Source organism: Gemella sp. 27098_8_149, assembly GCF_041433745.1.
In the GTDB taxonomy this organism is placed as follows: domain Bacteria; phylum Bacillota; class Bacilli; order Staphylococcales; family Gemellaceae; genus Gemella.
Window position 1 is genome coordinate 21,838 of the sequence record NZ_JAPWCB010000001.1, and the last position, 25,625, is coordinate 47,462.

31 protein-coding genes are annotated in these 25,625 nt (G+C 29.5%); 28 read left to right on the top strand and 3 right to left on the bottom strand.

Annotated elements, in window-relative coordinates; all coding sequences use genetic code 11:
* The 9 genes from yihA to prmC all read left to right on the top strand — a co-directional run bounded on the left by yihA (position 1) and on the right by prmC (position 6,603).
* Positions 1-597, top strand: a complete 597-nt coding sequence (gene yihA, locus O3801_RS00120; protein WP_294682432.1) for a ribosome biogenesis GTP-binding protein YihA/YsxC — start codon at positions 1-3, stop codon at positions 595-597.
* Between the two features lie 345 nt (positions 598-942).
* Entirely contained in the window at positions 943-1,215 is a 273-nt protein-coding gene (rpsP, locus tag O3801_RS00125; protein ID WP_003145074.1) for a 30S ribosomal protein S16, read from the top strand.
* Between the two features lie 134 nt (positions 1,216-1,349).
* Positions 1,350-1,994 (top strand): amino acid ABC transporter permease, encoded by a 645-nt coding sequence (locus tag O3801_RS00130; RefSeq protein ID WP_371453461.1) that lies wholly within the window; start codon positions 1,350-1,352, stop codon positions 1,992-1,994.
* A 3-nt stretch (positions 1,995-1,997) separates the two neighbouring features.
* A complete protein-coding gene (locus O3801_RS00135; protein WP_371453463.1) occupies positions 1,998-2,627 on the top strand; it encodes an amino acid ABC transporter ATP-binding protein in 630 nt (209 codons plus the stop codon).
* A gap of 11 nt (positions 2,628-2,638) precedes the next feature.
* Complete coding sequence (locus O3801_RS00140) at positions 2,639-3,475, top strand: amino acid ABC transporter substrate-binding protein (RefSeq protein WP_371453465.1); 837 nt, start codon at positions 2,639-2,641, stop codon at positions 3,473-3,475.
* Between the two features lie 273 nt (positions 3,476-3,748).
* The gene (locus O3801_RS00145) at positions 3,749-3,994 is read left to right on the top strand and encodes a type B 50S ribosomal protein L31 (RefSeq protein ID WP_003145327.1); all 246 of its coding nucleotides are present in this window, start codon (positions 3,749-3,751) and stop codon (positions 3,992-3,994) included.
* Positions 3,995-4,079: 85 nt separating this feature from the next.
* On the top strand, positions 4,080-4,658 hold the full coding sequence (locus O3801_RS00150) for a thymidine kinase (protein WP_371453466.1): 579 nt from the start codon (positions 4,080-4,082) through the stop codon (positions 4,656-4,658).
* 14 nt (positions 4,659-4,672) lie between these two features.
* On the top strand, positions 4,673-5,761 hold the full coding sequence (prfA, locus tag O3801_RS00155; RefSeq protein WP_003145535.1) for a peptide chain release factor 1: 1,089 nt from the start codon (positions 4,673-4,675) through the stop codon (positions 5,759-5,761).
* Complete coding sequence (gene prmC, locus O3801_RS00160) at positions 5,761-6,603, top strand: peptide chain release factor N(5)-glutamine methyltransferase (protein WP_371453467.1); 843 nt, start codon at positions 5,761-5,763, stop codon at positions 6,601-6,603. Before prfA ends, prmC begins: the two co-directional genes overlap by 1 nt.
* A gap of 86 nt (positions 6,604-6,689) precedes the next feature.
* On the opposite strand, the gene O3801_RS00165 is transcribed toward prmC, so the two are convergent.
* Positions 6,690-7,322, bottom strand: a complete 633-nt coding sequence (locus tag O3801_RS00165; protein ID WP_371453470.1) for a LexA family protein — start codon at positions 7,320-7,322, stop codon at positions 6,690-6,692.
* Between the two features lie 556 nt (positions 7,323-7,878).
* On the opposite strand from O3801_RS00165, the gene gpmA reads away from it, so the two are divergent.
* Together gpmA and O3801_RS00175 are read left to right on the top strand one after the other, a co-directional pair.
* Positions 7,879-8,565: a 2,3-diphosphoglycerate-dependent phosphoglycerate mutase gene (gene gpmA, locus O3801_RS00170; protein WP_060914713.1), complete on the top strand. Its 687-nt coding sequence runs from the start codon at positions 7,879-7,881 to the stop codon at positions 8,563-8,565.
* Positions 8,566-8,571: 6 nt separating this feature from the next.
* Positions 8,572-9,333, top strand: a complete 762-nt coding sequence (locus O3801_RS00175; RefSeq protein ID WP_371453472.1) for a hypothetical protein — start codon at positions 8,572-8,574, stop codon at positions 9,331-9,333.
* Positions 9,334-9,387: 54 nt separating this feature from the next.
* On the opposite strand, the gene recD2 is transcribed toward O3801_RS00175, so the two are convergent.
* Complete coding sequence (recD2, locus tag O3801_RS00180; RefSeq protein WP_371453473.1) at positions 9,388-11,724, bottom strand: SF1B family DNA helicase RecD2; 2,337 nt, start codon at positions 11,722-11,724, stop codon at positions 9,388-9,390.
* 503 nt (positions 11,725-12,227) lie between these two features.
* Here recD2 and O3801_RS00185 point away from each other — a divergent pair.
* The 3 genes from O3801_RS00185 to O3801_RS00195 are packed head-to-tail and all read left to right on the top strand — an operon-like array spanning position 12,228 to position 14,353.
* Positions 12,228-13,004, top strand: a complete 777-nt coding sequence (locus O3801_RS00185; RefSeq protein ID WP_294682626.1) for a Nif3-like dinuclear metal center hexameric protein — start codon at positions 12,228-12,230, stop codon at positions 13,002-13,004.
* Positions 13,005-13,018: 14 nt separating this feature from the next.
* Positions 13,019-13,408 carry a transcriptional regulator MntR gene (mntR, locus tag O3801_RS00190; protein WP_003145030.1) on the top strand — a complete coding sequence of 130 codons (390 nt, stop codon included), beginning with the start codon at positions 13,019-13,021 and terminating at the stop codon, positions 13,406-13,408.
* Positions 13,409-13,414: 6 nt separating this feature from the next.
* The gene (locus tag O3801_RS00195; RefSeq protein WP_294682673.1) at positions 13,415-14,353 is read left to right on the top strand and encodes a thymidylate synthase; all 939 of its coding nucleotides are present in this window, start codon (positions 13,415-13,417) and stop codon (positions 14,351-14,353) included.
* Here the strand turns inward: O3801_RS00195 and O3801_RS00200 are convergent.
* Complete coding sequence (locus tag O3801_RS00200; RefSeq protein WP_367249688.1) at positions 14,249-14,488, bottom strand: DUF1360 domain-containing protein; 240 nt, start codon at positions 14,486-14,488, stop codon at positions 14,249-14,251. The genes O3801_RS00195 and O3801_RS00200 overlap by 105 nt on opposite strands.
* Between O3801_RS00200 and O3801_RS00205 the strand changes: the two genes are divergently transcribed.
* The 14 genes from O3801_RS00205 (at position 14,376) to ybeY (ending at position 25,623) form a co-directional block, all read left to right on the top strand.
* Positions 14,376-14,852, top strand: coding sequence for a dihydrofolate reductase (locus O3801_RS00205; RefSeq protein ID WP_367249690.1), 477 nt, complete (start codon positions 14,376-14,378; stop codon positions 14,850-14,852). The genes O3801_RS00200 and O3801_RS00205 overlap by 113 nt on opposite strands.
* 3 nt (positions 14,853-14,855) lie before the next feature.
* Positions 14,856-15,698, top strand: coding sequence for a DegV family protein (locus O3801_RS00210; RefSeq protein ID WP_294682630.1), 843 nt, complete (start codon positions 14,856-14,858; stop codon positions 15,696-15,698).
* 15 nt (positions 15,699-15,713) lie between these two features.
* Complete coding sequence (locus O3801_RS00215; protein ID WP_003146016.1) at positions 15,714-15,968, top strand: IreB family regulatory phosphoprotein; 255 nt, start codon at positions 15,714-15,716, stop codon at positions 15,966-15,968.
* Positions 15,969-16,397: a Holliday junction resolvase RuvX gene (gene ruvX, locus O3801_RS00220; protein ID WP_294682633.1), complete on the top strand. Its 429-nt coding sequence runs from the start codon at positions 15,969-15,971 to the stop codon at positions 16,395-16,397.
* Positions 16,398-16,421: 24 nt separating this feature from the next.
* Entirely contained in the window at positions 16,422-16,727 is a 306-nt protein-coding gene (locus O3801_RS00225) for a DUF1292 domain-containing protein (RefSeq protein WP_003145557.1), read from the top strand.
* A gap of 3 nt (positions 16,728-16,730) precedes the next feature.
* Positions 16,731-17,861 (top strand): endolytic transglycosylase MltG, encoded by a 1,131-nt coding sequence (gene mltG, locus O3801_RS00230; RefSeq protein ID WP_294682636.1) that lies wholly within the window; start codon positions 16,731-16,733, stop codon positions 17,859-17,861.
* A 186-nt stretch (positions 17,862-18,047) separates the two neighbouring features.
* On the top strand, positions 18,048-18,797 hold the full coding sequence (locus O3801_RS00235; protein WP_294682638.1) for an RsmE family RNA methyltransferase: 750 nt from the start codon (positions 18,048-18,050) through the stop codon (positions 18,795-18,797).
* A 12-nt stretch (positions 18,798-18,809) separates the two neighbouring features.
* On the top strand, positions 18,810-19,133 hold the full coding sequence (locus O3801_RS00240) for a DivIVA domain-containing protein (protein WP_294682640.1): 324 nt from the start codon (positions 18,810-18,812) through the stop codon (positions 19,131-19,133).
* 21 nt (positions 19,134-19,154) lie between these two features.
* Positions 19,155-20,330 carry a bifunctional phosphopantothenoylcysteine decarboxylase/phosphopantothenate--cysteine ligase CoaBC gene (gene coaBC / locus O3801_RS00245; RefSeq protein WP_294682642.1) on the top strand — a complete coding sequence of 392 codons (1,176 nt, stop codon included), beginning with the start codon at positions 19,155-19,157 and terminating at the stop codon, positions 20,328-20,330.
* A 29-nt stretch (positions 20,331-20,359) separates the two neighbouring features.
* Complete coding sequence (priA, locus tag O3801_RS00250; RefSeq protein ID WP_294682644.1) at positions 20,360-22,723, top strand: replication restart helicase PriA; 2,364 nt, start codon at positions 20,360-20,362, stop codon at positions 22,721-22,723.
* A gap of 187 nt (positions 22,724-22,910) precedes the next feature.
* Positions 22,911-23,234 (top strand): YlxM family DNA-binding protein, encoded by a 324-nt coding sequence (ylxM, locus tag O3801_RS00255; RefSeq protein ID WP_294682646.1) that lies wholly within the window; start codon positions 22,911-22,913, stop codon positions 23,232-23,234.
* 10 nt (positions 23,235-23,244) lie between these two features.
* Positions 23,245-24,597 carry a signal recognition particle protein gene (gene ffh / locus O3801_RS00260; RefSeq protein WP_060914725.1) on the top strand — a complete coding sequence of 451 codons (1,353 nt, stop codon included), beginning with the start codon at positions 23,245-23,247 and terminating at the stop codon, positions 24,595-24,597.
* A 3-nt stretch (positions 24,598-24,600) separates the two neighbouring features.
* Positions 24,601-25,077 (top strand): tRNA (uridine(34)/cytosine(34)/5-carboxymethylaminomethyluridine(34)-2'-O)-methyltransferase TrmL, encoded by a 477-nt coding sequence (trmL, locus tag O3801_RS00265; protein ID WP_294682675.1) that lies wholly within the window; start codon positions 24,601-24,603, stop codon positions 25,075-25,077.
* A 72-nt stretch (positions 25,078-25,149) separates the two neighbouring features.
* Positions 25,150-25,623 carry an rRNA maturation RNase YbeY gene (ybeY, locus tag O3801_RS00270; RefSeq protein ID WP_060914727.1) on the top strand — a complete coding sequence of 158 codons (474 nt, stop codon included), beginning with the start codon at positions 25,150-25,152 and terminating at the stop codon, positions 25,621-25,623.
* Positions 25,624-25,625: the final 2 nt, after the last annotated feature.

Genomic DNA, 25,625 nt, shown 5'->3' on the forward strand with positions numbered 1-25,625 from the left:
ATGAAAAAGTTAAATACACATAATGTAGATTTACTTATAAGTGCCGTATCAAAAAAACAATATCCAGAACATGATAAACCAGAAGTTGCGATGTGTGGTCGTTCAAACGTTGGGAAATCATCTTTTATTAATACAATTTTAGAGAGAAAAAACTATGCTCGTGTTTCTTCTAAACCAGGGAAAACTCGTACACTGAACTTTTTCGATGTAAATGATCAAGTAGTCCTAGTAGACGTGCCGGGATATGGGTATGCAAAATTATCAAAACCTGAAAAAGAAAAACTATATGATATGATAGTTGAGTATTTTACTAATAGTGAAAACCTTGGATTTGTATTACATTTAATTGATAGTAGACACAAGCCTTCGCAAGATGATATTGAGATGAATGAATTTTTAAATTACTATGAGATACCATTCGTAATCGTTATGACAAAAATTGATAAAATATCAAAAAATGAATTGGCTAAAAATACGGGGATTATAAAACGAGAATTAGACCTAACGAATAATATGGCGATTATTCCATTTTCTTCGGTTACTAAAATAGGTAAAGATCAAGTACTTAGTGAAATTGCTAAAGTATTAGAAGATTAAAATTTGAAATATAGATGAGAGGTGATTCAAAAATCATGATTTCGTGGAAATCGATTTAGTTGAGTCACTTCTTATTTTTGATTGTTAATAGGGTGATAGAGGTAAAATATTTATAAATATTTTATCTTTACATGTTAAAATAAACCTGTTATAATAAGGTTTAGGTGAGTCAACAAAAAAAGTTGACATTTTTCACCGAAAAGTATTGACATACTTTTAGTTTAATGTTAGAATAATATCTAGCTTAGAAAACTTAGCGTTATAGATTCAACTTTTTCATTAAAACACTTCATAAACACACACACATAAAATTAATAAAAAAGTTGAAACATAAGGAGTACAAACATGGCAGTAAAAATCCGTTTAAAAAGATTAGGTGCTAAAAAATCACCTTTCTACCGTATCGTTGTTGCTGATTCAAGATCTCCACGTGATGGACGTTCTATCGAAACTATCGGTACTTACAATGCTGTTAAAGAACCAGCAGAAGTTAAAATCGATGAAGAGTTAGCATTAAAATGGTTAGGTAATGGAGCTCAACCTTCTGACACAGTTAGAAGTTTATTATCAAAAGAAGGAATTATGAAAAAATTCCACGATTCAAAATTAAATAAATAATATATATTTAGCCCCTTATTTATTAAGGGGTTTTTGTTTTATAAAAATTATGCTATAATTAAATATAAAATTTTTAAAACAACCAATTTCATTATTAATAATGAAAACAAATTAATATAAAAGGAGGATAATATATGGAATATTTAATAGAAATATTACCTAGTCTGATGAATGGTGCACTTATAACATTAGAAGTGTTTTTTCTAGTTTTAGTATTATCGATTCCATTAGGTGTAGTAATAGCGTTTATTATGCGCTTTAATATTAAGTTATTAAATTACTTTATTAATATCTATATATGGATTATGCGTGGTACGCCGTTGTTACTACAATTGATTTTTATCTACTATGTATTACCATCTGTGGGAATAAGATTCGATAGATTACCTGCTGCAATAATCGCATTTACGTTAAACTATGCAGCTTACTTTGCTGAGATTTTCCGTGGAGGTATTGAATCAATACCTAAAGGTCAATATGAGGCAGCTAAGGTATTGAAATTTACTCAATTTCAGACAATTAGATATGTTATTTTACCGCAAGTAATAAAAATCGTGCTACCTAGTGTATTTAATGAAATAATGAGTCTTGTTAAGGATACATCTTTAGTTTATGCATTAGGAATTAGTGATCTAATATTAGCAAGTAGAACTGCTGCAAATAGAGATGCTAGTTTATTGCCGATGTTTGTTGCGGGGACAATATATTTAATCTTAATAGGTATTGTAACAATTGTATCTAAACAAGTAGAAAAACGTTATAATTATGACAGGAGGTAATGTATGTTAGAATTAAAAAATATTAGTAAAAAATTCAAAGATAGACAAATACTTTCAGATTTTAATTTAACTGTAGAAAAAAATAAAATTTTAGCGATAGTTGGTCCTTCTGGTGGTGGAAAAACAACATTATTAAGAATGTTAGCCGGTCTTGAAAAGATAGACTCTGGTGAAATTATTTATAATGGTGAGAATCTTCCGATTGATGAATTGGAAAAAAGAAATCTTTTAGGTTTTGTATTCCAAGATTTTCAGCTTTTCCCACATCTTACTGTCCTAGAAAATCTTGTTTTATCTCCAATGAAAACAATGAATATGGCAAAAAATGATGCTGAGAAAAAGGCGATCGAATTGTTAGAAAAACTTGGTTTAGAGAAACAGATTAATAATTATCCAATTTCGTTATCTGGTGGACAAAAACAGCGTGTTGCATTAGCACGTGCCATGATGATAGATCCAAAAATTATAGGTTATGATGAACCGACTAGTGCATTGGATCCTGAATTAAGATTAGAAGTTGAAAAATTAATACTTAAAAATAGAGAGCTTGGTATTACACAAATTGTTGTAACTCATGATTTACAGTTTGCTGAAAATATTGCAGATAGCATTCTGAAAGTAGAACCGAAATAAGAGGTGATTAAATGAGAAAATTAAAATTCTTTCTAACACTTGTTATTACTGTTTTGATAATTACGGGTTGTGCTTCTGGAGGGAAAGATAAGCCTAAAAAAGATAATTGGAATGATTTTCAACAAGATAGGAAAATTGTTATTGGTTTTGACAACACATTTGTACCAATGGGCTTCCAGGATAAGAGTGGTAAAAATGTAGGTTTTGATATAGATTTAGCAAATTCAGCATTTGAAAAGTACGGAATCAAGGTACAGTGGCAAGCTATAAACTGGGATTTAAAAGAAACAGAATTGAAGAATGGGAATATAGATTTAATTTGGAATGGTTATTCTAAAACTGCAGAAAGAGAAGCTGTCGTGCAATTTACTAAGCAGTATATGGTAAATGAACAGGTTGTAGTTGTAAAGAAATCTAAAGGTATTAAAAAAGTAACAGACTTAAAAGATAAGGTTCTAGGTGCTCAAAATGGTTCATCTGGATACGATACTTTTAATGAGAATCCTGAAGTTCTTAAAAATATTGTGAAGAATAATGATGCTACTCAGTACGAGAGTTTCAATGAAGCTTTAATTGACTTAGAAAATGATAGAATAGATGCATTATTAATCGATAGAGTGTATGCGAACTATTATTTAAAACAACAAAACAAATTAGAAGACTTTGATATTTTAAATGCTGGATTCGATAGTGAGGCTTTTGCAGTCGGAGCTAGAAAAGCAGATGTAACGCTTGTTAATAAAATTAATGAAGCATTTTATGAAATGTATAAAGAAGGTAAATTTCAAGAGATTTCTAATAAATGGTTCGGAGAAGATGTTGCAACTGAAGAATTAAAAAGTAAATAATAATATTTGGGAGTGACTCAAACATCGTGATTTCTGAGAAATAAGATTTTGTTGAGTTACTCCCATTTTTTGTAATATAAAATAACAATGTGAATCTTTGTATATAATTATTAAAAAATATATAAGGGTGTCAACAAAAAAAGTTTACAAATATTAGTAAAAGTACTTGATTTTTTTTAGAATATTATTTATAATAAGTAGGTATGTGATTAACTCACTGAAAAATAACTCTGTTCGTATTAAAAGCGTTCAGGGCAGAAGGAGACGATAATAATGAGAGAAGGAATTCACCCAGATTACCGTAAAGTTGTATTCATGGATACTACAAGTGGTTTCAAATTTTTAAGTGGTTCAACTAAACCATCTAAAGAAACTATCGAGTGGGAAGATGGAAATACATACCCATTATTAAAAGTTGAGATCTCTTCAGATACACACCCATTCTACACAGGGCGTCAAAGATTCGCTCAAGCAGATGGTCGTATCGAACGTTTCAACAAAAAATACGGTATCAAGTAAGAAAAATAAAACAGACATTTCTTTATTGGATTGTCTGTTTTTATTCTATTAGTAATTGTATAATATAAGCCCGAGGGGATTAATAATGATAGAAAATAGAAAATTCGGATGGATAGAATGTATTTGCGGTAGTATGTTCTCTGGTAAATCGGAAGAACTGCTAAGACGTATAAAACGTGGAGTAATTGCTAAACAAAACGTTCTTCTATTCAAACCGTCTATAGATAATAGATACGAAGAGAACAAAGTCTCTACACATAATGGAAATAGTTACGAATCTGTAAATATTGATAAAGCAGAGCAGATTTATGACTATATAAATGATAAAAAATATGATATCATAGGAATTGACGAAGTGCAGTTCTTTGATGAAAAAATTGTTGAAGTTATAAATAAACTTGCGGATGATGGAGTTCGTGTTATTGTTGCAGGTTTAGATATGGATTTTAAAGCTGAGCCATTTCATCCTATGCCTGAGATTATGGCTATTAGTGAAATGGTAACTAAGCTTCATGCAGTATGTAATAAATGTGGAAAAGAAGCAAGCCGTAGTCAAAGATTGATTAATGGTGAACCTGCTAAGTATGATGATCCGATAGTAGTTATTGGAGCGAGTGAATCATATGAAGCTAGATGTCGTCATTGTCACGAAATTAAAAGATAAATTAGGAGGAAGAAATGGAAATTTTTGGACAACTTGAGATAGTTGAAGAGCGTTATGAAAAGTTAAACGAATTACTTAGTGATCCAGATGTTGTAAGTGATACGAAAAAACTTATGGAATATTCAAAAGAACAACGCTCAATTGAAAAAACAGTAGCTGTATTTAGAGAATATAAAGATATAGTTCAACAAATTAAAGATACAAAAGAACTTCTTGAAATTGAAGAAGATAAAGAAATGAAAGAAATGATGCAAGAAGAGATTAAGGAATTAGAACCAACTCTTGCACCTATGGAAGAAGAATTAAAAATTCTATTATTACCAAAAGACCCTAACGACGGCAAAAACGTTGTTGTTGAGGTTCGTGGAGCAGCTGGTGGGGATGAAGCACAATTATTCGCAGGTGATTTATTACGTATGTACACTAGATTTGCTGAATCTCAAGGATGGAAAGTTGATGTACTAGAACGTTCTGAAACTGGAATTGGTGGTATTAAAGAAGCAATCTTTATTATTTCTGGTGAAGATGTTTACTCTAAGATGAAATTCGAAAGTGGAGCACACCGTGTTCAACGTGTCCCTACAACAGAATCAAGTGGACGTATTCACACATCTACTGCAACAGTAGTAGTACTACCAGAAGCTGAAGAGATTGAAATCGATATTAATGAAAATGATATCCGTGTTGATACTTTCGCATCTAGTGGTGCCGGAGGTCAATCGGTAAATACAACTATGTCAGCTGTACGTTTAACTCACATTCCTACAGGTGTTGTAGTATCTATGCAGGATGAGCGTTCTCAGATTAAGAATAAAGAGAAAGCTATGAAAGTTTTACGTGCTCGTGTATATGATAAATATCAACAAGAAGAGCAGGCTAAGTTCGATGCTGAGCGTAAATCTAAAGTTGGAACAGGGGACCGTTCTGAACGTATTAGAACATATAACTATCCTCAAAACCGTGTTACTGACCACAGAATTGGTTTAACTATTCAAAAATTAGACCAAATTATGGAAGGTAAACTTGATGAAGTTCTAGAAGCGCTTCGTATAGCTGAACAAGCTGAAAAAATGGCAGAACTTAATAAAGGTGAAGAACTATAATGAACAGAAGGCAAGCTATAACAAAAGCTTGTCTTCTTTTAAGAAGACAAGGAAAAGAAGAATCTCTAGCAAGATTTTTACTAATGTATATGCTAGACGAAAGTTCACAGTTATTCTCGAATAAACTTTCAGAGCAATTATCTAAAGAGATTGAAGAAAAATATTTTTCTTTAATTGAAAAACACATTAGAGAAGATGTTCCATTAAGTCATCTAGTAGGATTTGAATATTTTTATGATAGAAAATTTAAAGTTACTAAAGATGTACTTTCACCAAGGATGGAGACTGAGGAGCTTATTTATAAAGTAGTTGAATATGTAAAGGCAACTAAGAAAAATAATTTGAAAATTCTAGATTTATGTACAGGAAGTGGGATAATAGCTATTACATTAAAAAAAGAACTAGATCAACTTTTAATTGATGTCGTGGCTAGTGATATAAGTGAAGAAGCTATAAAAGTTGCAAAAGAAAATGCACAGTTCCATGATGCTACTATTAAATTTATACAATCGGATATTTTTGATAATATTGATGAAAAATTTGATATTATTGTTTCAAATCCTCCGTATATAGACCGTAAGGATGAGGTTACAATGCAGGATAATGTGCTAAAATATGATCCGCATCTAGCTTTATTTGCTGAAGAAGAAGGTATGTACTTCTATCGTAATATCGTTGAAAAGGCGAGTAGTTATTTAAATGACAATGGAGTTATATTTTTTGAAATAGGATATGATCAAAAAGATAAGATAATAAAATTAGCAGATATGAATGGATATTCTGCTGAAGTTTATAAAGATATAAATGGCCGAGATAGAATGGCATTTTTAGTAGAAAAATAAAAAAGACGAGGGTGTGACTTAGAAAAATATCTAAGTTAATTAACTCTCGTCTTTTTGTCGTGTGATAATCTGTTTAAAATCAAAAATTACAGTTCCCTATATACTCCAACGCATTCTCCGATTATTTCCACGTTACGTGTAACGATAGGTTCGTAATCAGGATTACAAGGATAAAGAATAACATTGTCGTTTTTAACGAATATTTTCTTTAAAGAAGCTTCGTTCCAATCAGTTAAACGAACTGCTGCAATTTTTCCGTTTCTGACTGAACTTTGTTGACGGATAAATACTAAATCTCCATCAAAAATTCCAGCTTCAATCATACTATCTCCCTTGACACGTAATGCGAAATCAGCTCGCATACCTTGATCGATGAAAATATGCTCATCATATTCTTCTTCAATATACACTCCATCTCCAGCGCAAATTGTGCCTAATATTGGTAACTTGGATACATCATCAGAAAAATCTTGCGCTGATGATACTTTGCCATCATTACTGTTGATTTCCATAGTATCACAATCACCTACGAGCCAATCTGGATTAACCGATAAAAATTCAGCGATTATTTGAAGTTTATCCCTTTTTGGTGTATATTTTCCTTTTGACCAATCACTAATAGATGAGGGTGTAATATTAGTACAACGAGCAAGTTCAGCTTGTTTTATATTCTTTTCTTTTAAACACTTTTTAAATCTAATACTAAATGTTGTAGTCATAATATTTTTCCAATCTAATTTTTGTCTATATATAAATTATAAAGTAAACCGTATATAAAATCAAGTAACTTTATAAAAAAAATTAAGAAATATGAATTTTTTACTTGATTTTCGGTTTTCCGTATGTTATTATATAAGTACGATAAGAAATTAAGTTTTACGTATAAAAGAAAGAAGGTTAATTTTATGTTTATATATTGGATAATTATACTTGTATTATTAGCAAAAGTTTTTACATTTTTTGAAACTAATAAATTAAAGATTGTAAAAAGGGGAAAATTGAATCGTAAAGTGTATTAGTATATTTTATTAATTCAATGAAGTTATTATGACGAGAAAATATTATTTACTATTATAAGATTAGATGAACTATAATAATGATCTAATCTTATTTTTTTTATCTTATATATATCAGCAAAGTATAAACGTTATTTAATTAAATAAAACAACGTTGATGCAACGTTTTCATAGATGAAATTATCATAAAAACTATGTACTAATACTAGAAAATATTGTATAATAAAAATATAATAACAAAACTAGGAGGATTTCTTAAATGAAATTAGTATTAACTAGACATGGTGAAAGCCAATGGAATCTTGAAAACAGATTTACAGGATGGGTTGATGTAGATATCACTGATAAAGGTAGACAAGAAGCTATTAAAGGTGGACAAACTCTTAAAGAATTAGGTCTTACTTTTGATGTAGCTTACACTTCATACCAAAAACGTGCTATCAAAACTTTAAACCTATTCTTAGAAGAATTAGATTTATTATGGATTCCAGTGCACAAAAGCTGGAGATTAAATGAAAGACACTATGGAGCTTTACAAGGTCTTAACAAAGCTGAAACTGCTGAAAAATACGGTGATGAACAAGTTCACATCTGGAGAAGAAGCTTTGATGTAGCTCCACCTGCATTAGATAAATCTAGTGACATGTACCCAGGAAACATCGATAGATATAAAGAAATTCCAGAAGGAGAAATTCCAACAGGAGAAAGCTTAAAACTTACTATTGATCGTGTATTACCTTACTGGGAAAGCGATATTTCTAAACAAATTAAAGCTGGTAAAAACGTACTTATCTCTGCTCACGGTAACAGTTTAAGAGCGTTAATCAAATACTTATTAAACATCTCAGATGAACAAATCTTAGATCTTAACTTACCAACTGGTACTCCATTAGTATTTGAAATCGACGAAAACTTAAACATTATCTCAGCACCAGAATTATTCTAATAAGTAATGAAAAAGCTGATAATATTACTAACAACCTTGCTAATTTTGCAAGGTTGTAGTTCTAAAGGAGATATTTCTACTGAACAATTACAAAACCTTACTAATTCTGTTTCAATAAGCCAGCTAGAAAAAACGGAATTTAACAAAAAAGACAATAAACTAGTTATTTCAACAAATGATGAAGTAATAAGTAAAGAAGGTTTTGACACGCTTTTAAAATCGTTAAAATTAAATAGTTTTAACGGTAAAACGATCAACGTTGATGGTATTAACTCAAACGAGTTTAATAATAAAGACTTTAACGTAGCTATTGTTACTAAAAATAATAATACTGTTACATTTAGTGTTAAAGATAGTAATAATAAAAACTATGAAATTACTAATAAAAAATATTCAAAAGATTACATGAAAAATAAATTAGATGAATTTTCTAAAGAATTAATCAGATTTGATGAATTAGCAGGAACTATTCAGACTGATCTTGATAAGGGGCGTTCTTTAGGTGATAAAGTAGATAAGTTTAAAGAGGTATCTGAGAAGGTAAATACTTCTATGTTAACATTAAAATCATTATCTGCTGATAATATTGAATATGGAAAATTAGAAGAAGTTAAGCAAAGAGTCCAACGTTTAGAAACTTTAACTAAAAATGTAGTCGCTGCTGTGAATACTTCAGTAGAAAGTAAAAAAGGTACTGCAATAGATGCGGCTTTCTTAACTATCAATGATATTGATAAGATAGCTCGCGATTTAGCAGCAATGCAATAAAAAAAGGAAACCTAGAAGTAGTTTTTTAGCTACATCTAGGTTTTGTTATTTGACTTAGATAAAGTCACTAGGTTTTATATCTCCCATTCCAATCATTGGATCGATTGTATTGATATTTTGAAAATTCAATATGTATTCTTTAATTTCATCTTCTAATTCAAGTTCTTGCATTTCCGCTTCTTTGTCTGTTGTAAAGAACCATTCTAGTGCTGTTTGTCTAGTTACAACATTTGTTGGTTCTATCGATTTGTAAAATACATTAGAACTACCACAAAGTATTAATTTTTTCTTAGCACGTGTTATTGCAGTATATGTCAGGTTCTTATTTAACATAAAATTGTAGTTATCAATAAAAGGAATAATTACATTCTCAAATTCTGATCCTTGGGCTTTGTGAATTGAACAAGCATAAGAAAGGGTAATTTGATTTAGCTCTGTTTTTTCATAGGTAACATAATTACCATCATAGTCTATTACTATTTTTACTTTATTTCCTTCTTTATAAATCTCTTCTATATATCCTATATCACCGTTGAAAATATTATCTTCAGGTCTATTCACTAACTGCATAACTCGGTCATTAACTTTATATATTAATTCACCATATTCTATTTGTTCTTCATTATCGTTAAACCTTGATTGAATAGCCATATTTATCTCGTTGATACCACTTGTGCCTTTATAGATAGGAGCTAATATCTGAATGTTTTCTTTAGAAGAATCTTTTATTAAGTCGTCATAAATGGCTGAGATGACATTTATCATTTCGTTCTTATTCGCTGAGATAAATTCTTTATCATCGAAGTTTTCTAAGACATCGAATGGAATATTGTTTTTTATTGAATGTGAAATATTTATAATACTTGAATGTTCACTTTGTCTAAAAATTTTATTTAATTTTACCGTAGAAATCGCTTTGGAATTTATTAAATCATTTAGGACATTACCAGGAGCGATAGAAGGAAGTTGGTCATTATCACCAACCAATATAATCTTAGCATCTTTATTAATTATTTTGAGTAAATTATACATTAAGAATACATCAATCATACTTGATTCATCTATTATAACCAGTTCTGATTTGATATGTTTTTCACTAACGAATTCTTCCATATTCTCGTCTTCTGTACTCCAACCAATCGCTTTGTGAATTGTTGAAGCATAAAAGCCAGTACTTTCTGACATTCTTTTGGCAGCTTTTCCTGTGGGTGCGCAAAGTGTAAGTATACTTCTAGATTCATCAAGTAAATCATGAATACTATAATTTTTTATTTTTTGGAATATTTTAATTACGGCAAGTATAATAGTTGTTTTTCCGGTACCAGGTCCTCCGGTAAGAATAGCAAAATTATTACGTATACAGTTTTTTATCGCCGCTATTTGTACTATATCGTAAGAGATTTCTAATTCCTCTTCAACTTCATTTATATACTTATCTAGCAACCCATCACTGATTTCAATTGTGTTTTCCTGTTCTGATCTTTGAGTTATATCGCTGTAAATAGAATATTCAGAGTAGTATATTTCTGGTAAAAATACTCTATCTTCAATTTCTATTAGTTTACCAGTATCTAAGGCATATGTATAAGAATTTAATATATCTTCTTTTGAGACTGCTATATTTCGAGATGAGTATAATATATTAAACGTATTGTAAAGCAGGTTGTTTTTAGAAATATATGTATTTCCTGTTGAAAAACAATATGAATTTATAGTGTAAATAAAGGCGTATAGAATTCTTTCGCGATCATTTGCAGCTATTTCGTTAGTTTCAGCTATTTTATCTACGGTTTTAAAGTTGATTCCTTTAATATCTTTAATTAAAGAATAAGGATTTTCTGTAATGGTACGTAGTGTGTTATGTTTATAGAAGTTATATATTTTTAGTATTAAATTATTGCTTAGATTATATTCGTTTAGTTTAAGGATTATATCTTGTGTTTGTTTATTTGCAACAATTGTAGCATATATTGTATCTTTACGTTGCTCAGGTATACCTTTTATACTAAATAAAGTGTCTTTATCTTCGTAGATCTTATCCAAAGCATCTACTCCTAAAGTGTCAACAATTAATTCTGCTGTTTTTCTCCCAACCCCTTGGAATATTGAGCTTGAAAGATAAGAAACAATAGCTTCTTTATCTTTTTCTATTACTGGTTCTACAACGATTGCTGATAATTGAGTTCCATATTTTCTATGTTGAACAATCTCTCCTTTGAATGAATAAAGATCATCTTCTATAAATTCAAAATCATTAAAAGTACCGACAACACTAAGATAATCACCTTCAACAAAGTCGTATTTATCGTTTAAAAAGATAGATAAAATATAATAATTATTTTCTTTATTGTGGAAAATGATTTTATTTAAATAACCTTCTACAGTTTGCATAGTTAACTCCTACTAATTTCTTTATAACAACAATAATAATATAATATATAAAAAAAGTCTAGGGGTTGACCCAAAAGTCCTAAAATTTGACAAAGTACATATGAGAACTCATAGCCTCAGCAGTAGACACAATCCAATCAGTTTCGTCTTATGACTCACTTCTTGGTGTGTCCTTGCATACGTTATACGTAAGAATTTTAACGTGTCTTTGGCACTAAAAATTCTAACGTACAACGCAAGTGGTTTATTGATATCTAAAATTGCTTTATAAAAGCTGTTTAGATATCTAATAAACTGTGCGGAAAGGGGGGACTCGACATAATCAATTTCTACGAAATCACGATTTTTAAGTCACTCCCAAATTGAGAAGTAGTATTGAGAACTATTGGTGAAAAATATTATTGACTACAAATATGTTATTTTAATTACAAACTATGTTTCACTGTGGCAATATTTTTAATAAAATGTTATAATAATGTGATAACAAAAAAGGAGGTTAGGTTTTGAACACTGTAAAAGATATTTATAATAAATTAAATGAGTTGGCGGATGTTAAACTTGCAGAGAAATGGGATAATGTTGGTTTAATGTTAGGTAATTATAATAATAATGTTAATAAGATATTAGTATGTTTAGATGTAACAACAGATGTGGTCAATGAAGCTATACAAAATAATATTGATCTAATAGTTTCTCATCATCCTCTTATATTTAAACCGTTGAAATCATTAGATTTTACAGATGATTTCAAGTCTAACATAATTCGTGATTTAATAAAAAACGATATTTCGGTAATTTCATTTCATACTAATTTGGATTCAGCTAAACTGGGTCTTAATGATCATTTAGCAAAATTATTGGATTTAAATAATATTAGTGTATTGTTTGAACATAATTTAGATAAAGAAGCGGGATTAGGAAGAATTGGACAATTATCTTCTCCTTTATCAATTAGTGAATTTGTAGATTATATTAAAGAGAGATTTTTATTAGATAATGTATCTGCAGTTATTGGAAATGAAAAAGATATTTCTTCTGTAGCATTATTAGGTGGAAGCGGAGCAGACTTTTTATATTCGTTACCTGATGTTGATATCTATTTAACTGGAGATGTGGGATATCATGCCGCTCTAGACGCTATGGAAATGAAAAAGAACATTATCGATATAGGACACTTTACAGAACATTTAGTGAAAGATTTATTGGTTGACTATTTAACTAAATTAGGTGTTGACGTAATTAAATCGTCTGTAGAGAAATCTCCGTTTAAAATTTTATAAAGGAGGAATATTATATGGCAAAAGCGACACCAACAATGGAAGATTATATTGAAGTAATATATTCTTTAGTGAAAAATAAAGGTTATGCAAGAAGTGCAGATATTGCAGAAAAGTTAGATGTTTATCCATCTACCGTAACTAAAATGTTGAAAAAATTAGATGTAGAAGGATATATCGTTTATGAAAAGTATAGAGGTATTGCTCTTACTGAACAGGGTGAAAAAATGGGAGAGTATGCTCTAACAAGACATGAACTATTAGAAGATTTTCTAAGACTAATAGGCGTAGATGAAGATAAAGTTTACGAAGAGGTCGAAGGGATTGAACACCATTTTGGAAAAAGTTCATTAGAAAAAATTAAAGATTTAATGAAATATTTAAGGGAACACAACTATAAAGCGTAATGGAGAATTAGAGTGGCTGATAAAGAGTATTTAAAATTATGTAATCATATTTTAGAAAACGGAATTGAAAAAGATGATAGAACTGGAGTTGGTACAAAGAGTATCTTTGGATACCAAATGAAGTTCGATTTATCTAAAGGATTCCCGCTATTGACTACAAAAAAAGTCAATTTTAATCTAGTATGGTCAGAATTATTATGGTTCATTAAAGGTGATACTAATATTAGATTTTTATTAGAAAATAAGAATAATATTTGGAATGAATGGGCATTTAAAAAATGGATAGAGAGTGACGAATATACTGGACCTGATATGACAGATTTTGGTCATAGAACTTTAGTTGATGAAGAGTTTTCTAAGCAATATAAAGAACAAATGTCACTATTCAAAGAACGAGTTCTAACTGATGATGAATTCTCAGCAAAATACGGTGATTTAGGTAATGTTTATGGTAAACAATGGAGAGACTTTAATGGTATTGATCAATTAAAAAATGTAGTTGAACAAATTAAAAGTAATCCATCATCACGCCGTTTAATCGTATCGTCGTGGAATCCAGCAGAAGTAGATACTATGGCACTTCCACCTTGTCATTCACTTTTCCAATTCTATGTGAATGACGGGAAATTAAGTTGTCAGCTATATCAAAGAAGTGGTGATGTATTTTTAGGTGTACCATTTAATATTGCATCTTATTCATTACTTACTATTCTAATTGCTAAGGAATGTGGGCTTGAAGTAGGTGAGTTTGTTCATACTTTAGGTGATGCGCATATTTACAAAAATCACTTTGAACAAGTAAAAGAACAAATGTCTAGAACACCATATTCATTACCAGAATTAAAAATAAATGATTTCGAAAGCATTTTCGATCTTAAAATAGAAGACGTAGAAATTGTAAATTACGAGAGTCATCCATTTATTAAAGCACCAATAGCAGTTTAGGAGGGATAATATGTTATCACTAATAGTGGCATATGATAAAAATAAGTCTATAGGACAAGAAAATACGATTCCATGGCGTTTAAAAAGTGATATGTTAAGAGTTAAAGAATTAACTACTAACCAGACTATTATTATGGGACGTAAAACATTGGATAGTATTGGTAGAGCACTGCCTAATAGGATAAATAGAGTATTGACACGTGATAAGAATTCTTTAGATCACTATTCAAATATTGAAGTCTATACTGATGATTCGATTCTAGAAAATATAAAAACAGAAAAGGCATATATTTTTGGCGGTGGAATGATTTATAATAAATATTTTGATAAATGTGATGAAATGTTTATTACTGAGGTGGATACAGTTGTAGAAGCTGATACTAAGTTTCCTGAATTTGATGAAAATGAGTGGGAATTAATAAGTCGTGAAGAATTCTTCAAAGATGAATATAATGAGTTTGATTTTGTATTTTTACATTATAAAAGAAAGAGGAAATAATAAATGTTAGAAAAAGTGAAGATAATTATTGATTCATCAAGTGATTTAACTTTTGATGAAATTGAGAAATATAATGTGGATGTAATTCCTCTAACAATTAATATCGATGGAAATGAATATGATTACCGTACAATAAGTAATGATGAGTATATTGAAAGAATGAGAAAAGCTACATCTTATTCAACTAGTCAACCAGCAATCGGGAAGTTTTTAGAAGCTTATGAAAAATGGACGAAAGAAGGGTATAAGGTTATTGTTTTAACACTTTCTTCTGCTTTGAGTGGTACATATAATACGGCGGTTACAGCAAGTTCAGAATTTGAAGGAGTGCACGTTGTTGATACTAAGACAACAACACGAGGAATGGTTTTCTTACTTAAAGAGTGTCTAAAACAACTTGAGGAAAATGTGGCTGTAGAGGTAATCGCAGAGAACTTAAGAGAGAAAGCTAAAAATATTTTAACGTTTGTTACAATCGATAAACTTGACAATTTGGTAAAAGGTGGTAGACTAAGTAAGTCACAAGCTTTAATTGGAGGTTTACTAAATATTAAAGTTTTAACACAGTTAAAAGAAACTGAGTTGGTTGCCTTAGATAAAGTTCGTGGAAAGAAAAAATTGGTTCAAACTTTAATTAAACATATTGAAGAGGCAAAACAAGATAAAACAATAAAAAGTATTAGCTTGCCAAATGCTTTAGCTGATGAATATGTTACATTAATAAAATCGGCTTTAAAAGAATCGTTTGGTTATGAAGTAAATGAAGATGAAATATTCACTACAACACCAATTATTTCAACACATACAGGAGAAAATGCAGTAGGTATCTTAGTAGAGTTAGTATAATCGGAGGTTAAGATTATGACAAATTTCGATGAAACAAGATTATTTGATAGCAATTTTTATGATAAAAATGATATTCACAACATACTAAAAAATGTTGTGGAGACAATTAAACAGCGTGGATATGATCCAATTAATCAATTAATGGGATATATCAAAACTGCTGACCCAGTATATATTCCTAGGGATAATCATGCAAGGGAGCAAATAAGATTAATTGATATGGATGATATACTAGAGTACTTATTATACTTTTTTATACAGGAGTCTTAGATGTTAGATAAAAGAATAATGGGCCTTGATTACGGATCAAAAACTATCGGTGTTGCCGTAAGTGATTTGTTAGGGTTCACCGCTCAAGGTATTGAAACTATAAATATTAATGAGCAGGTTAAAGATTTTAAAATTAAAAGAATTAAGGAATTAGTTCAAGAGCACAATGTAGGAAAAATCGTTGTTGGACTTCCAAAAAATATGGATAATTCTGTAGGTTTTAGAGGAGAAGCAACACTATATTTTGTAGAGGTATTGAAAAAGAAAATTAAAAATGTTGAAATAATTTTACAAGATGAACGTCTGACTACAATGGGTGCTGAAAGAGTACTTCTTGAAGCTAATGTTTCAAGGAAAAAAAGAAAAAATGTTATTGATAAAATGGCTGCAGTATTAATACTTCAGACATATTTAGATAAATTAAATTAATATAAATTTCAGGAGGAAAATAAAATGCAAGAGAAAGATTTAAAAAACATTAGTATCGATAATACTGAAGAGGTGTACACACTTAGTACTTTAGAAGGTGAAGAAAAAGAATACCGTAAAATTCTAGAATTTACTAATCCAACAAATGGTAATCTATATTACATCTTTGCTGAGGAAGAAACTATTGATGAAGAGGAAATTAGTATTTTCCCAATGGTATGTGTTGAAGATGGTGAGGATAGTGTTAGATTTGAACCAGTTGAAACAGATGAAGAATATGATATGATTTCAGAAGTATTAGATACTTTCTACTACGATGAAAGCGAGTAAAAGATGAGAGAAGATAAGATAAGAAGAAGTAGGGAACTTAGAAAGAAAAATAAAAAAAGAAGTTCTATAATCCCTATGATATTAACTTTTATTGTTGTCCTTGGTATTGCTGCATTATCAATATTCTATTATATGATAACACCGGTAGATAAGAGCAACAATAAAGATATTTCAGTAGAAATTAAAGAGAACTATGGAAGTGCTAGGATTGCTCAAGAGCTAAAAGCTAAAGGGTTAATTAAAAATGAAGAAGTTTTTAAAATCTATGCAAGGTTATCACCTAATACATCATTTTACGTAGGAAACTTTAATTTAAAACAAAGTATGAGTTTACCTCAAATTATTCAAGAGCTTGGAGCTAAGAATAAGGCGAATTCTGGAAACACATTTGCTTTAATAGAAGGAGATAGTATCCTTAAGATTGCTAAGAATTTAGAGAAGACTAACTTAAGTAGTGATGAGTTCTTAGAGAAAGTTAATGATGCTGAATTTATTAAAAAGCTTCAAAAACAATTCCCTGAATTAATTACGGATGAAGTTTACGGAAAAGATATTAAATATGCTTTAGAAGGATATTTATATCCAGCTATTTATGACATAAGTGATAATGAGACTGTAGAAAGCTTAATTACTAAAATGGTTAAGTTAACTAACGAAAAAGTAGTACCATTGTACAAAAAAAATAATAAGATTTGGAAAATAAATGGTCAAGATAAACAAATTTCTATTCATGACTACATGACAATGGCAAGTATTCTTGAAAAAGAATCTACGAAATCAGATGAGAATAAACTTATTGCAAGTGTATTCTTAAATAGATTAGCTCAAGGAATGAAATTACAAACTGACCCTTCAGCTAACTATGCAGCTGATAAGTTAACAGGAGCTCCAACACAGGCAGAATTGTCATTAAATTCACCTTATAATACATATGCTGTTATTGGCTTACCTCCAGGACCAATTTCATCGATTGGATCTGCGTCTTATGAAGCATTAAATAATGCTGAGAATACAGACTATTTATACTTCTTACATGCTACTAAAGATGGAAAAGCTTATTTCTCAAAAACTTATCCAGAGCATGAAGAATTAGCTAAACAACATATCGAAGGTTATATTCCAGCTGGAAGCTAACTAATATATTAAATTCAATATTAATGTCAATTTTGTTTGAATTAATTTTAAACTAAAACTGATAAGATAAGTAACGACTTGTAAATTAGATTTATGAGTCGTTACTTTTATATTAGGATTGCTACTATTGAATTAATATGAATTATAAGGTAAAATTAATTGTAAGATTAAAATTTAGGAGTTTTTATGCAACAGTATTTTATAAATGAAGATTTGAATGTTGAATCGACATATGAATTGTCTAAAGATGACAGTAATCATATTGTAAGAATTATGAGAAAGAAAATAGAAGATAAAGTATATGTTGTATTTAATAATGAAGTTAAATACATTTGTACAATTGTTGATAATAATGTGGACAAGGTTCTTATTACGCCGTACGAACAAGTAATTGGTACTAATGAATTATCAACAAAAATAACAGTGGCTATTCCGCCATTAAAAAATGATAAGATTGAATATTTAATGCAAAAATTAACTGAATTAGGTGTTAGTAATATAGTGCTATTTAATTCTGAGAGAAATGTCGCTAAGGTAAAGAAAGATAAGGTAGATTCTAAATTAAATAGATGGAATAAAATCGTAAAAGAGGCTGCTGAGCAATCTAAGAGAAATATTATTCCTGATATCACTTATGTTGATAGTTTAAAAGATTTAATTGCATTTTCTGAAAAATTTGATCATAAAGTTGTAGCTTATGAGAAGGAATCAGTAAATGAGGAAAATATCAACTTGAAAAATTTATTACACTCTGATTTAAGTAATAAAGAGGTTATAGCAGTGTTTGGGAGTGAAGGTGGACTTTCTGAACAAGAGGTTGATTTTTTAACTGAAAATAAATTTGATGTGATAGGATTAGGTAAGAGAATACTAAGAGCTGAAACAGCACCGCTATATTTTGTTAGTTGTGTTGCATATTTTAGTGAATTTAATTAAAGGAGTTAAATTATGAGTGTTGAATTAAATTTAACAGCAAAAGAAATTTACGAAAAAGAGTTTAGAAAAAGTAGAGTTAAAGGATATAGTGAAGAAGATGTTAATGACTATTTAGATTTAATAATAGAAGACTATATGAAGTTAGATAAACTTATGACTAGACTTAAAGAATTAGAAATAGAAAATCAAAACTTAAAAATTAAAATAGAAGCTTTAAAAAATACAAGTCGTGAAGACAAACCTGTTCAGGTAACAAACTTAGATATCTTAAAAAGGTTATCGAAACTTGAAACAGCGGTGTTTGGAACAAATAATGTTGATCATGACTTATATTAATTATGTTTAGAGGAGAATTCCATGAATATTTTATTAATAGTTTCAGGGGGGATTGCAGCATATAAATCAATTGATTTATGCAGTTCTCTTGTGAAGCAGGGTAATAATGTTAAAGTAATACTTACAAAAAATGCTGAAAATTTTGTTACACCGTTACCTTTTCAAACTTTAACAAAAAATAGAGTTTACACTAGTACTTTTGAAGAAATAGACGAGAACGAAATACAACATATTGATTTAACGAAGTGGGCGGATAAGATTATTGTAGCCCCAACGACAGCTAATTTAATTTCGAAATTCGCAAATGGAATTGCAGATGATTTGGCTACTTCATTAATGCTGGCGGTGAGAGATGTGACTAAAGTTTATATTGTCCCAGCGATGAATACATTTATGTATAGAAATCCAATTATTCAAGATAATATGAATAGATTAATTAAACTTGGTTTTAATTTTGTGGAACCTGATAGTGGGCTTTTAGCATGTGGAGATGTAGGAGAAGGTAAATTTCCATCTATCGATAAAATTGAACGTTCTATATTTCAAGAAGTTGAACAGGATTTAAAAGGTAAAAAGGTGTTGGTAACTGCAGGACCTACAAAAGAATTCATCGATCCATTTAGATGCTTAACTAATCCGTCTACAGGGAAAATGGGTATCTCTCTTGCAAATGAATGTGCAAGAAGAGGAGCAGAAGTAATATTAGTGTCTAGTGTTGATAATGACACTATAAGCAGTAAAGTAAAAAAAATAAAAATCACCAGTACAAATGATATGTTTGAAGCGGTGAAAAATAATTTCAGAGATTGTGATTTTATTATAAAAGCAGCAGCTGTATCAGATTATACACCCGTACAAGTTTTCGATAAAAAAGTGAAAAAACAAGATGGAAATTTAACAATTGAATTTCAAAGAACACAGGATATATTAAAATATGTTGGGGATAATAAAACAGATAAACAAAAAGTTGTTGGGTTCGCTGCGGAAACAAATAATTTGATAGAGTACGCGAAAGAAAAGATAGTTAAGAAAAATCTTGATTTTATTGTTGCTAATGACATATCTAAAAAAGATATAGGTTTTGGTAGTGATGATAATGAGGTCTATATTATAGATAGATACGATAATATTAAGAAAATTGATAAAAACAGTAAATCTAATATAGCAAAAGCTATAGTTGATGAAATATCAAAATAAATTAACTTTAAATTTAAGGAGGTGAGATTATGTATGCTGAGGTAATAATTGATGTAAATAATCACAATGTTAATCAAGTTTATTCTTATCTTGTACCTGAGGAATTTAAAGACAGGGATATAGTAGGATATAGAGTCGAAGTTCCTTTTGGAACAAGAACAGTTCAAGGTTATGTAGTAGATACTAGAAGAGAAAATTCAGAAGTAGAAGCAACGAATAAGTTTAAATACATAAAAAAACTAAAGGATGATTTTCCAATATTGACAAAAGAAATGATTCTTTTGTCAAAAGTAATGGCTGATGAACTTTTTTGTACAAGAATACAGGCCATTGAGACAATTGTTCCAACTAGTTTAAAGAATAAGTATGTTGAATACTATGAGCTACTTGATGCTAATAAAACATTGCTTTTAGATTATGCAAAACACTTTAATACGGATAACTTAATTGAAAAGAATAAGTTCGAAAAGTTATTTTCAATTGAACAAATAGGATACTTAATCTCACTAAAAGCAATTAGGCTGATAAGTAGAATTAAAGAAATTAAAAACAACGAAACAGAAGAGTTCTTTGTGTTAGATAAATATAAAGATGTTAAATTAACAAAAAAACAAAAAGAATTAGTCGAATATTTAATTACTAATGAAAAAATAAAGAAATCAGCGGTTAAAGATGAACTTAATATAGGTAGCTCTGTTACGAAAAAACTACTTGAAAAGAATGTAATTATGATAATAGAAGAAGATGTTAAACATGATATAAATACATCTATACTAGAAAATAATACGAAACTAAGTGAACATCAACAAAAAATTTATGACAAGATTAGCGAGAATTTTGATAGTAAAAAGTTCAATGAGTATCTTTTACATGGTGTTACAGGTGCTGGGAAAACAGAGATTTATATAAAACTTGTTGAAGCGGTTATAAAAAAAGAGAAAGACGCTATAATATTAGTTCCTGAGATTATATTAACACCGCAAATTGAAAAGAAATTTAGAAGAGTATTTAGTGATAATATAGCAGTTATACATTCTAGATTAAATGCAAAAGAAAAGTACAATGAATGGAAAAAAATTCGAGATGGTAAAGTTAAAATATGCTTAGGTACTCGTTCAGCAGTTTTTGCACCATTCAATAATCTAGGTATTATTATCATTGATGAAGAGCATGAAAATAGTTATAAACAGACTGAATCACCAAGATATGATGCGAAGGATATTGCTAGAAAGCGTGGAATCTATAATAAATCTACGGTAGTATATGCTAGTGCAACACCTTCGGTTGATTTATATTATAATTTTGAAAAGAATAATCCTCACAATTTATTAAAACTTACTCATAGGTTTAATAATAAATTACCAAAGATAAATATAGTTCATACCGAAGAAAAAGAAGATGTTATTGCTAGTGAATTACTTACTAAGATAAAAGAAAAGATAGAAAAGAAAGAGCAAGTCCTCTTATTAATGAATAAACGTGGATATACTAACTTTATTCGTTGTTTTTCATGTGGACATTTATATAAATGTGAAAATTGTGATATAAGTTTAAACTATCATAAACATGATAATTCATTACACTGTCATTTTTGTGGATATCAGAAGAAAATTTCTAATATACCTAAGTGTTGTGAACAGCCAGAATTAGTGTCAGGGAATTATGGAATACAGCGTGTTGAAGAGTATCTGTATCAAAATATACCAGATGTTAGGATTATAAGGATGGACTCTGACACCACTAGTAGAAAAGGGGCATATGAAAGGTTGCTTACTGATTTTAAAAATCATAAGTCTGATATTCTATTAGGAACGCAGATGATCTCCAAAGGACTAGATTTTCCAAATATTACTTTAGTTGGGGTATTATCTATTGATAATATGATAGCACTACCTAGTTTTAAAGCAAATGAAAAATTATTCCAATTACTAGTTCAAACTGCTGGTAGGGCCGGACGTAGTGAGAAAGAAGGGGAAGTTGTCTTTCAAACTAATATAGCTAGTAATATACTAGATTATGCAATTGAGCATAGCTATGAGAAGTTTTATAAATATGAACTTAACAGAAGAAAGTTAATAGACTATCCACCGTTTTGTAAAATCTCTTTTATAACTATAAAAGGGTATGATGAACAAAAGACGGAACGTGTTGCTAAGATGATTTTTGATTTTATTAGTAAGAAACAAATTAATTTATCGATATTAGGGCCTAATAAGAGTCTATTTTATAAAATAAATAATGAATATAAATTCAATATTGCGATAAGATATCAAGATGAAGATTATAATAAACTTTATCCTTTATTAAAGTATATTAATGATTATTTTGCTGAAAGCTTTTCTAGAGAAAAAATTACAATAACGATTGATAATTCTGCACTGGATTATATGTAAATAATTCAAATTAATTTGTATTGAAAATTAATCAGAGAATATAAAATAAATATAAATAAATCAGCTCAAAATAGTTTTAATTTGAGTTGATTTTATTTTTTAAAAAAGCGGTAAAAATTTGAAAAAAACGCGATTTTATCGTATAATATAATGATGTAGATTTATATTTAATGACTGGAGGAAGATTGTGGAAATAGAACAAGTTATAAAGATTTCACAACTCTATGATTTTTACTCTGAATTACTTAGTGATAAACAAAAACAGTATTTAGATGATTATTATTTTAACGATTTATCGCTAACAGAGATTTCTGAGAATTATAATATATCAAAACAAGCTGTATCTAATAATATTAAGAGAACAATATTAGAATTAGAACAGTTTGAAGAGAAGTTAAATTTAATTAAATTGAACAATCAGAGATTGTTTTTACTAAATGAGATAAAAAAATCAACTACTGATACAGAAGTACTAACGTATGTTGAAGAATTGATAAAACTAGAAAATTAGGAGAGCTTGTATGGCATTTGAGAATTTATCAGAAAGATTACAAAATACAATAGCTAAACTTACTGGAAAAGGTAAAGTTTCAGAAGCGGATGTAAAAGAAATGATGCGTGAAGTTAGGTTAGCTTTATTAGAAGCGGACGTTAACTTCAAAGTTGTAAAAGAATTTGTAAAGAAAATAAGCGAAAGAGCAGTTGGAACAGAGGTTATGAAATCTCTTACTCCTGCACAACAAGTAGTAAAAATTGTAAATGAAGAATTAGTTGAATTACTAGGTGGTTCTAATGTTGAATTAAACCAAGGTGGTAAAATTACTACTGTTATGATGGTCGGTCTTCAAGGGGCTGGTAAAACAACAACAGCAGGTAAATTAGCGCTTAAAGTTAAAAAAACTATGAAGAAAAAGCCGCTTCTTATCGCAGCTGACGTTTATAGACCTGCTGCAGTTCAACAATTAAAAACACTAGGTAAGCAATTAGATATCGAAGTATTCTATGTAGATAAAGATCCAGTGGATATAGTTAAGGATGGATTAGCTTTTGCTAAGGAAAATTACTTCAACTATGTAATTATCGATACAGCAGGACGTTTACACATCGATGAATTATTAATGGATGAATTAAAAAATATTAAAGCTGCTACGACGCCAGACGAAATCTTACTTGTTGTCGATTCTATGATAGGTCAAGAAGCTGTTAATATTGCAACTTCATTTGATGAACAACTTGACATTACTGGTTTAGTATTAACTAAGTTAGATGGTGATACGCGTGGTGGTGCTGCGCTGTCTATTAAGTCTATTACAGGTAAACCAATTAAGTTAGTCGGTATGGGTGAAAAAATGAACGACCTTGAGCTATTCCACCCAGAACGTATGGCATCTCGTATTTTAGGTATGGGTGACGTACTTACATTAATTGAAAAAGCACAAGCTTCTATCGATGAAGATGAAGCTAAAAAAATGCAGGAAAAAATTCTAAATCAAAGTTTTACTTTTGAAGATTTCTTGACTCAATTAGAACAAGTAAAAAAATTAGGTAGTCTTAAAGACATTCTTGGAATGATTCCGGGAATGGGTAAACTAAAAAATATGAATTTAGACGCTGTTGATGAAAAACAATTTGTCTATATTGAAGCTATTATTAAGTCGATGACAATTGAGGAAAGACAAAATCCTGATATTATAAATGTACCACGTAGAAAACGTATCGCACAAGGTAGTGGTCGTCCTCTTAACGAGGTTCATAAACTTATCAAACAGTTCGAAGAAATGAGAAAAATGATGAAACAATTCGGTGGACTTATGAATGATAAATCTAAAAGAAAGGGTCTTGGAAGAATGTTTGGTGGCAAACTTCCATTCTAGTTAATTATGAATAATATAGTTTTATTCCAACCAGAGATCCCAGCTAATACAGGAAATATTGCGCGTACATGTGTTGGGACTAATACAAGATTACATTTAATTAGACCGCTAGGTTTCTCAATTGATGATAAACACGTAAAAAGAGCTGGTTTAGATTATTGGGAACATCTAGATTTAGTTGTTTGGGATAGTTTTGATGAATTTTTAGAAGCAACTAATGATAAGCACTATTATCTTATAACTAAATTTGGAACAAAAAATTATTGTGATTTTGATTTTTCAAATGAAGATAATGAAGATATCTATTTTATTTTTGGTAGAGAGACAAAAGGTTTACCAAAGGAATTTAGAGAGAAATATAGTGAACAGGCATTACGTATTCCAATGAGCGAAAATGTTCGTTCCCTAAACTTGTCTAATACAGCAGCGTTAATAATTTACGAAGCTTTAAGACAACAAAATTTTAATAAATTAAAATAGTGAGTGAGGGGAGAATTTAGGGTTTTTGTCTTGAATTATCCCCTCTCAATAAGAATATATAAGGAGAAAATCATGACATTTGTTGAAATTATAGATGATAATAACTTAGTAGAAGATAGTACAAAAGATATGTTACTAAAACTATTAGATTGTGCTGCTGAGTATGAAGGTGTTGATACTGAGATTACTGAAATGTCGTTATCATTTGTTAGTAAAGAAGAAATACAAGAAATTAATCGTGATTATAGAGGAAAAGATGTTCCTACTGATGTGATTTCTTTTGCTTTAAATGATGAGGTAGAAGATGAAATCGATATAATTGGTCTTGAAGATGAGATTAATTCTATAGGTGATGTAATTATCTGTGTTGATATTGCTCATGAACAAGCAAAAGAGTATGAACATAGTTTTGATAGAGAAATAGGTTTTCTTGCAGTACATGGATTTTTACACTTACTAGGTTATGACCACATGACTGAAGAAGATGAAAAAGAAATGTTTGGTAAACAAGATGAGATTCTTGAGAAGTTTGGTTTAAGGAGATAAGC

Excerpts from the sequence above, each read along its gene's own strand:
- yihA (WP_294682432.1), top strand. The coding sequence starts at position 1 with ATGAAAAAGTTAAATACACATAATGTAGATTTACTTATAAGTGCCGTA.
- rpsP (WP_003145074.1), top strand. The coding sequence starts at position 943 with ATGGCAGTAAAAATCCGTTTAAAAAGATTAGGTGCTAAAAAATCACCT.
- O3801_RS00130 (WP_371453461.1), top strand. The coding sequence starts at position 1,350 with ATGGAATATTTAATAGAAATATTACCTAGTCTGATGAATGGTGCACTT.
- O3801_RS00135 (WP_371453463.1), top strand. The coding sequence starts at position 1,998 with ATGTTAGAATTAAAAAATATTAGTAAAAAATTCAAAGATAGACAAATA.
- O3801_RS00140 (WP_371453465.1), top strand. The coding sequence starts at position 2,639 with ATGAGAAAATTAAAATTCTTTCTAACACTTGTTATTACTGTTTTGATA.
- O3801_RS00145 (WP_003145327.1), top strand. The coding sequence starts at position 3,749 with ATGAGAGAAGGAATTCACCCAGATTACCGTAAAGTTGTATTCATGGAT.
- O3801_RS00150 (WP_371453466.1), top strand. The coding sequence starts at position 4,080 with ATGATAGAAAATAGAAAATTCGGATGGATAGAATGTATTTGCGGTAGT.
- prfA (WP_003145535.1), top strand. The coding sequence starts at position 4,673 with ATGGAAATTTTTGGACAACTTGAGATAGTTGAAGAGCGTTATGAAAAG.
- prmC (WP_371453467.1), top strand. The coding sequence starts at position 5,761 with ATGAACAGAAGGCAAGCTATAACAAAAGCTTGTCTTCTTTTAAGAAGA.
- O3801_RS00165 (WP_371453470.1), bottom strand. The coding sequence starts at position 7,322 with ATGACTACAACATTTAGTATTAGATTTAAAAAGTGTTTAAAAGAAAAG.
- gpmA (WP_060914713.1), top strand. The coding sequence starts at position 7,879 with ATGAAATTAGTATTAACTAGACATGGTGAAAGCCAATGGAATCTTGAA.
- O3801_RS00175 (WP_371453472.1), top strand. The coding sequence starts at position 8,572 with ATGAAAAAGCTGATAATATTACTAACAACCTTGCTAATTTTGCAAGGT.
- recD2 (WP_371453473.1), bottom strand. The coding sequence starts at position 11,724 with ATGCAAACTGTAGAAGGTTATTTAAATAAAATCATTTTCCACAATAAA.
- mntR (WP_003145030.1), top strand. The coding sequence starts at position 13,019 with ATGGCAAAAGCGACACCAACAATGGAAGATTATATTGAAGTAATATAT.
- O3801_RS00210 (WP_294682630.1), top strand. The coding sequence starts at position 14,856 with ATGTTAGAAAAAGTGAAGATAATTATTGATTCATCAAGTGATTTAACT.
- O3801_RS00215 (WP_003146016.1), top strand. The coding sequence starts at position 15,714 with ATGACAAATTTCGATGAAACAAGATTATTTGATAGCAATTTTTATGAT.
- ruvX (WP_294682633.1), top strand. The coding sequence starts at position 15,969 with ATGTTAGATAAAAGAATAATGGGCCTTGATTACGGATCAAAAACTATC.
- O3801_RS00225 (WP_003145557.1), top strand. The coding sequence starts at position 16,422 with ATGCAAGAGAAAGATTTAAAAAACATTAGTATCGATAATACTGAAGAG.
- mltG (WP_294682636.1), top strand. The coding sequence starts at position 16,731 with ATGAGAGAAGATAAGATAAGAAGAAGTAGGGAACTTAGAAAGAAAAAT.
- O3801_RS00235 (WP_294682638.1), top strand. The coding sequence starts at position 18,048 with ATGCAACAGTATTTTATAAATGAAGATTTGAATGTTGAATCGACATAT.
- O3801_RS00240 (WP_294682640.1), top strand. The coding sequence starts at position 18,810 with ATGAGTGTTGAATTAAATTTAACAGCAAAAGAAATTTACGAAAAAGAG.
- coaBC (WP_294682642.1), top strand. The coding sequence starts at position 19,155 with ATGAATATTTTATTAATAGTTTCAGGGGGGATTGCAGCATATAAATCA.
- priA (WP_294682644.1), top strand. The coding sequence starts at position 20,360 with ATGTATGCTGAGGTAATAATTGATGTAAATAATCACAATGTTAATCAA.
- ffh (WP_060914725.1), top strand. The coding sequence starts at position 23,245 with ATGGCATTTGAGAATTTATCAGAAAGATTACAAAATACAATAGCTAAA.
- ybeY (WP_060914727.1), top strand. The coding sequence starts at position 25,150 with ATGACATTTGTTGAAATTATAGATGATAATAACTTAGTAGAAGATAGT.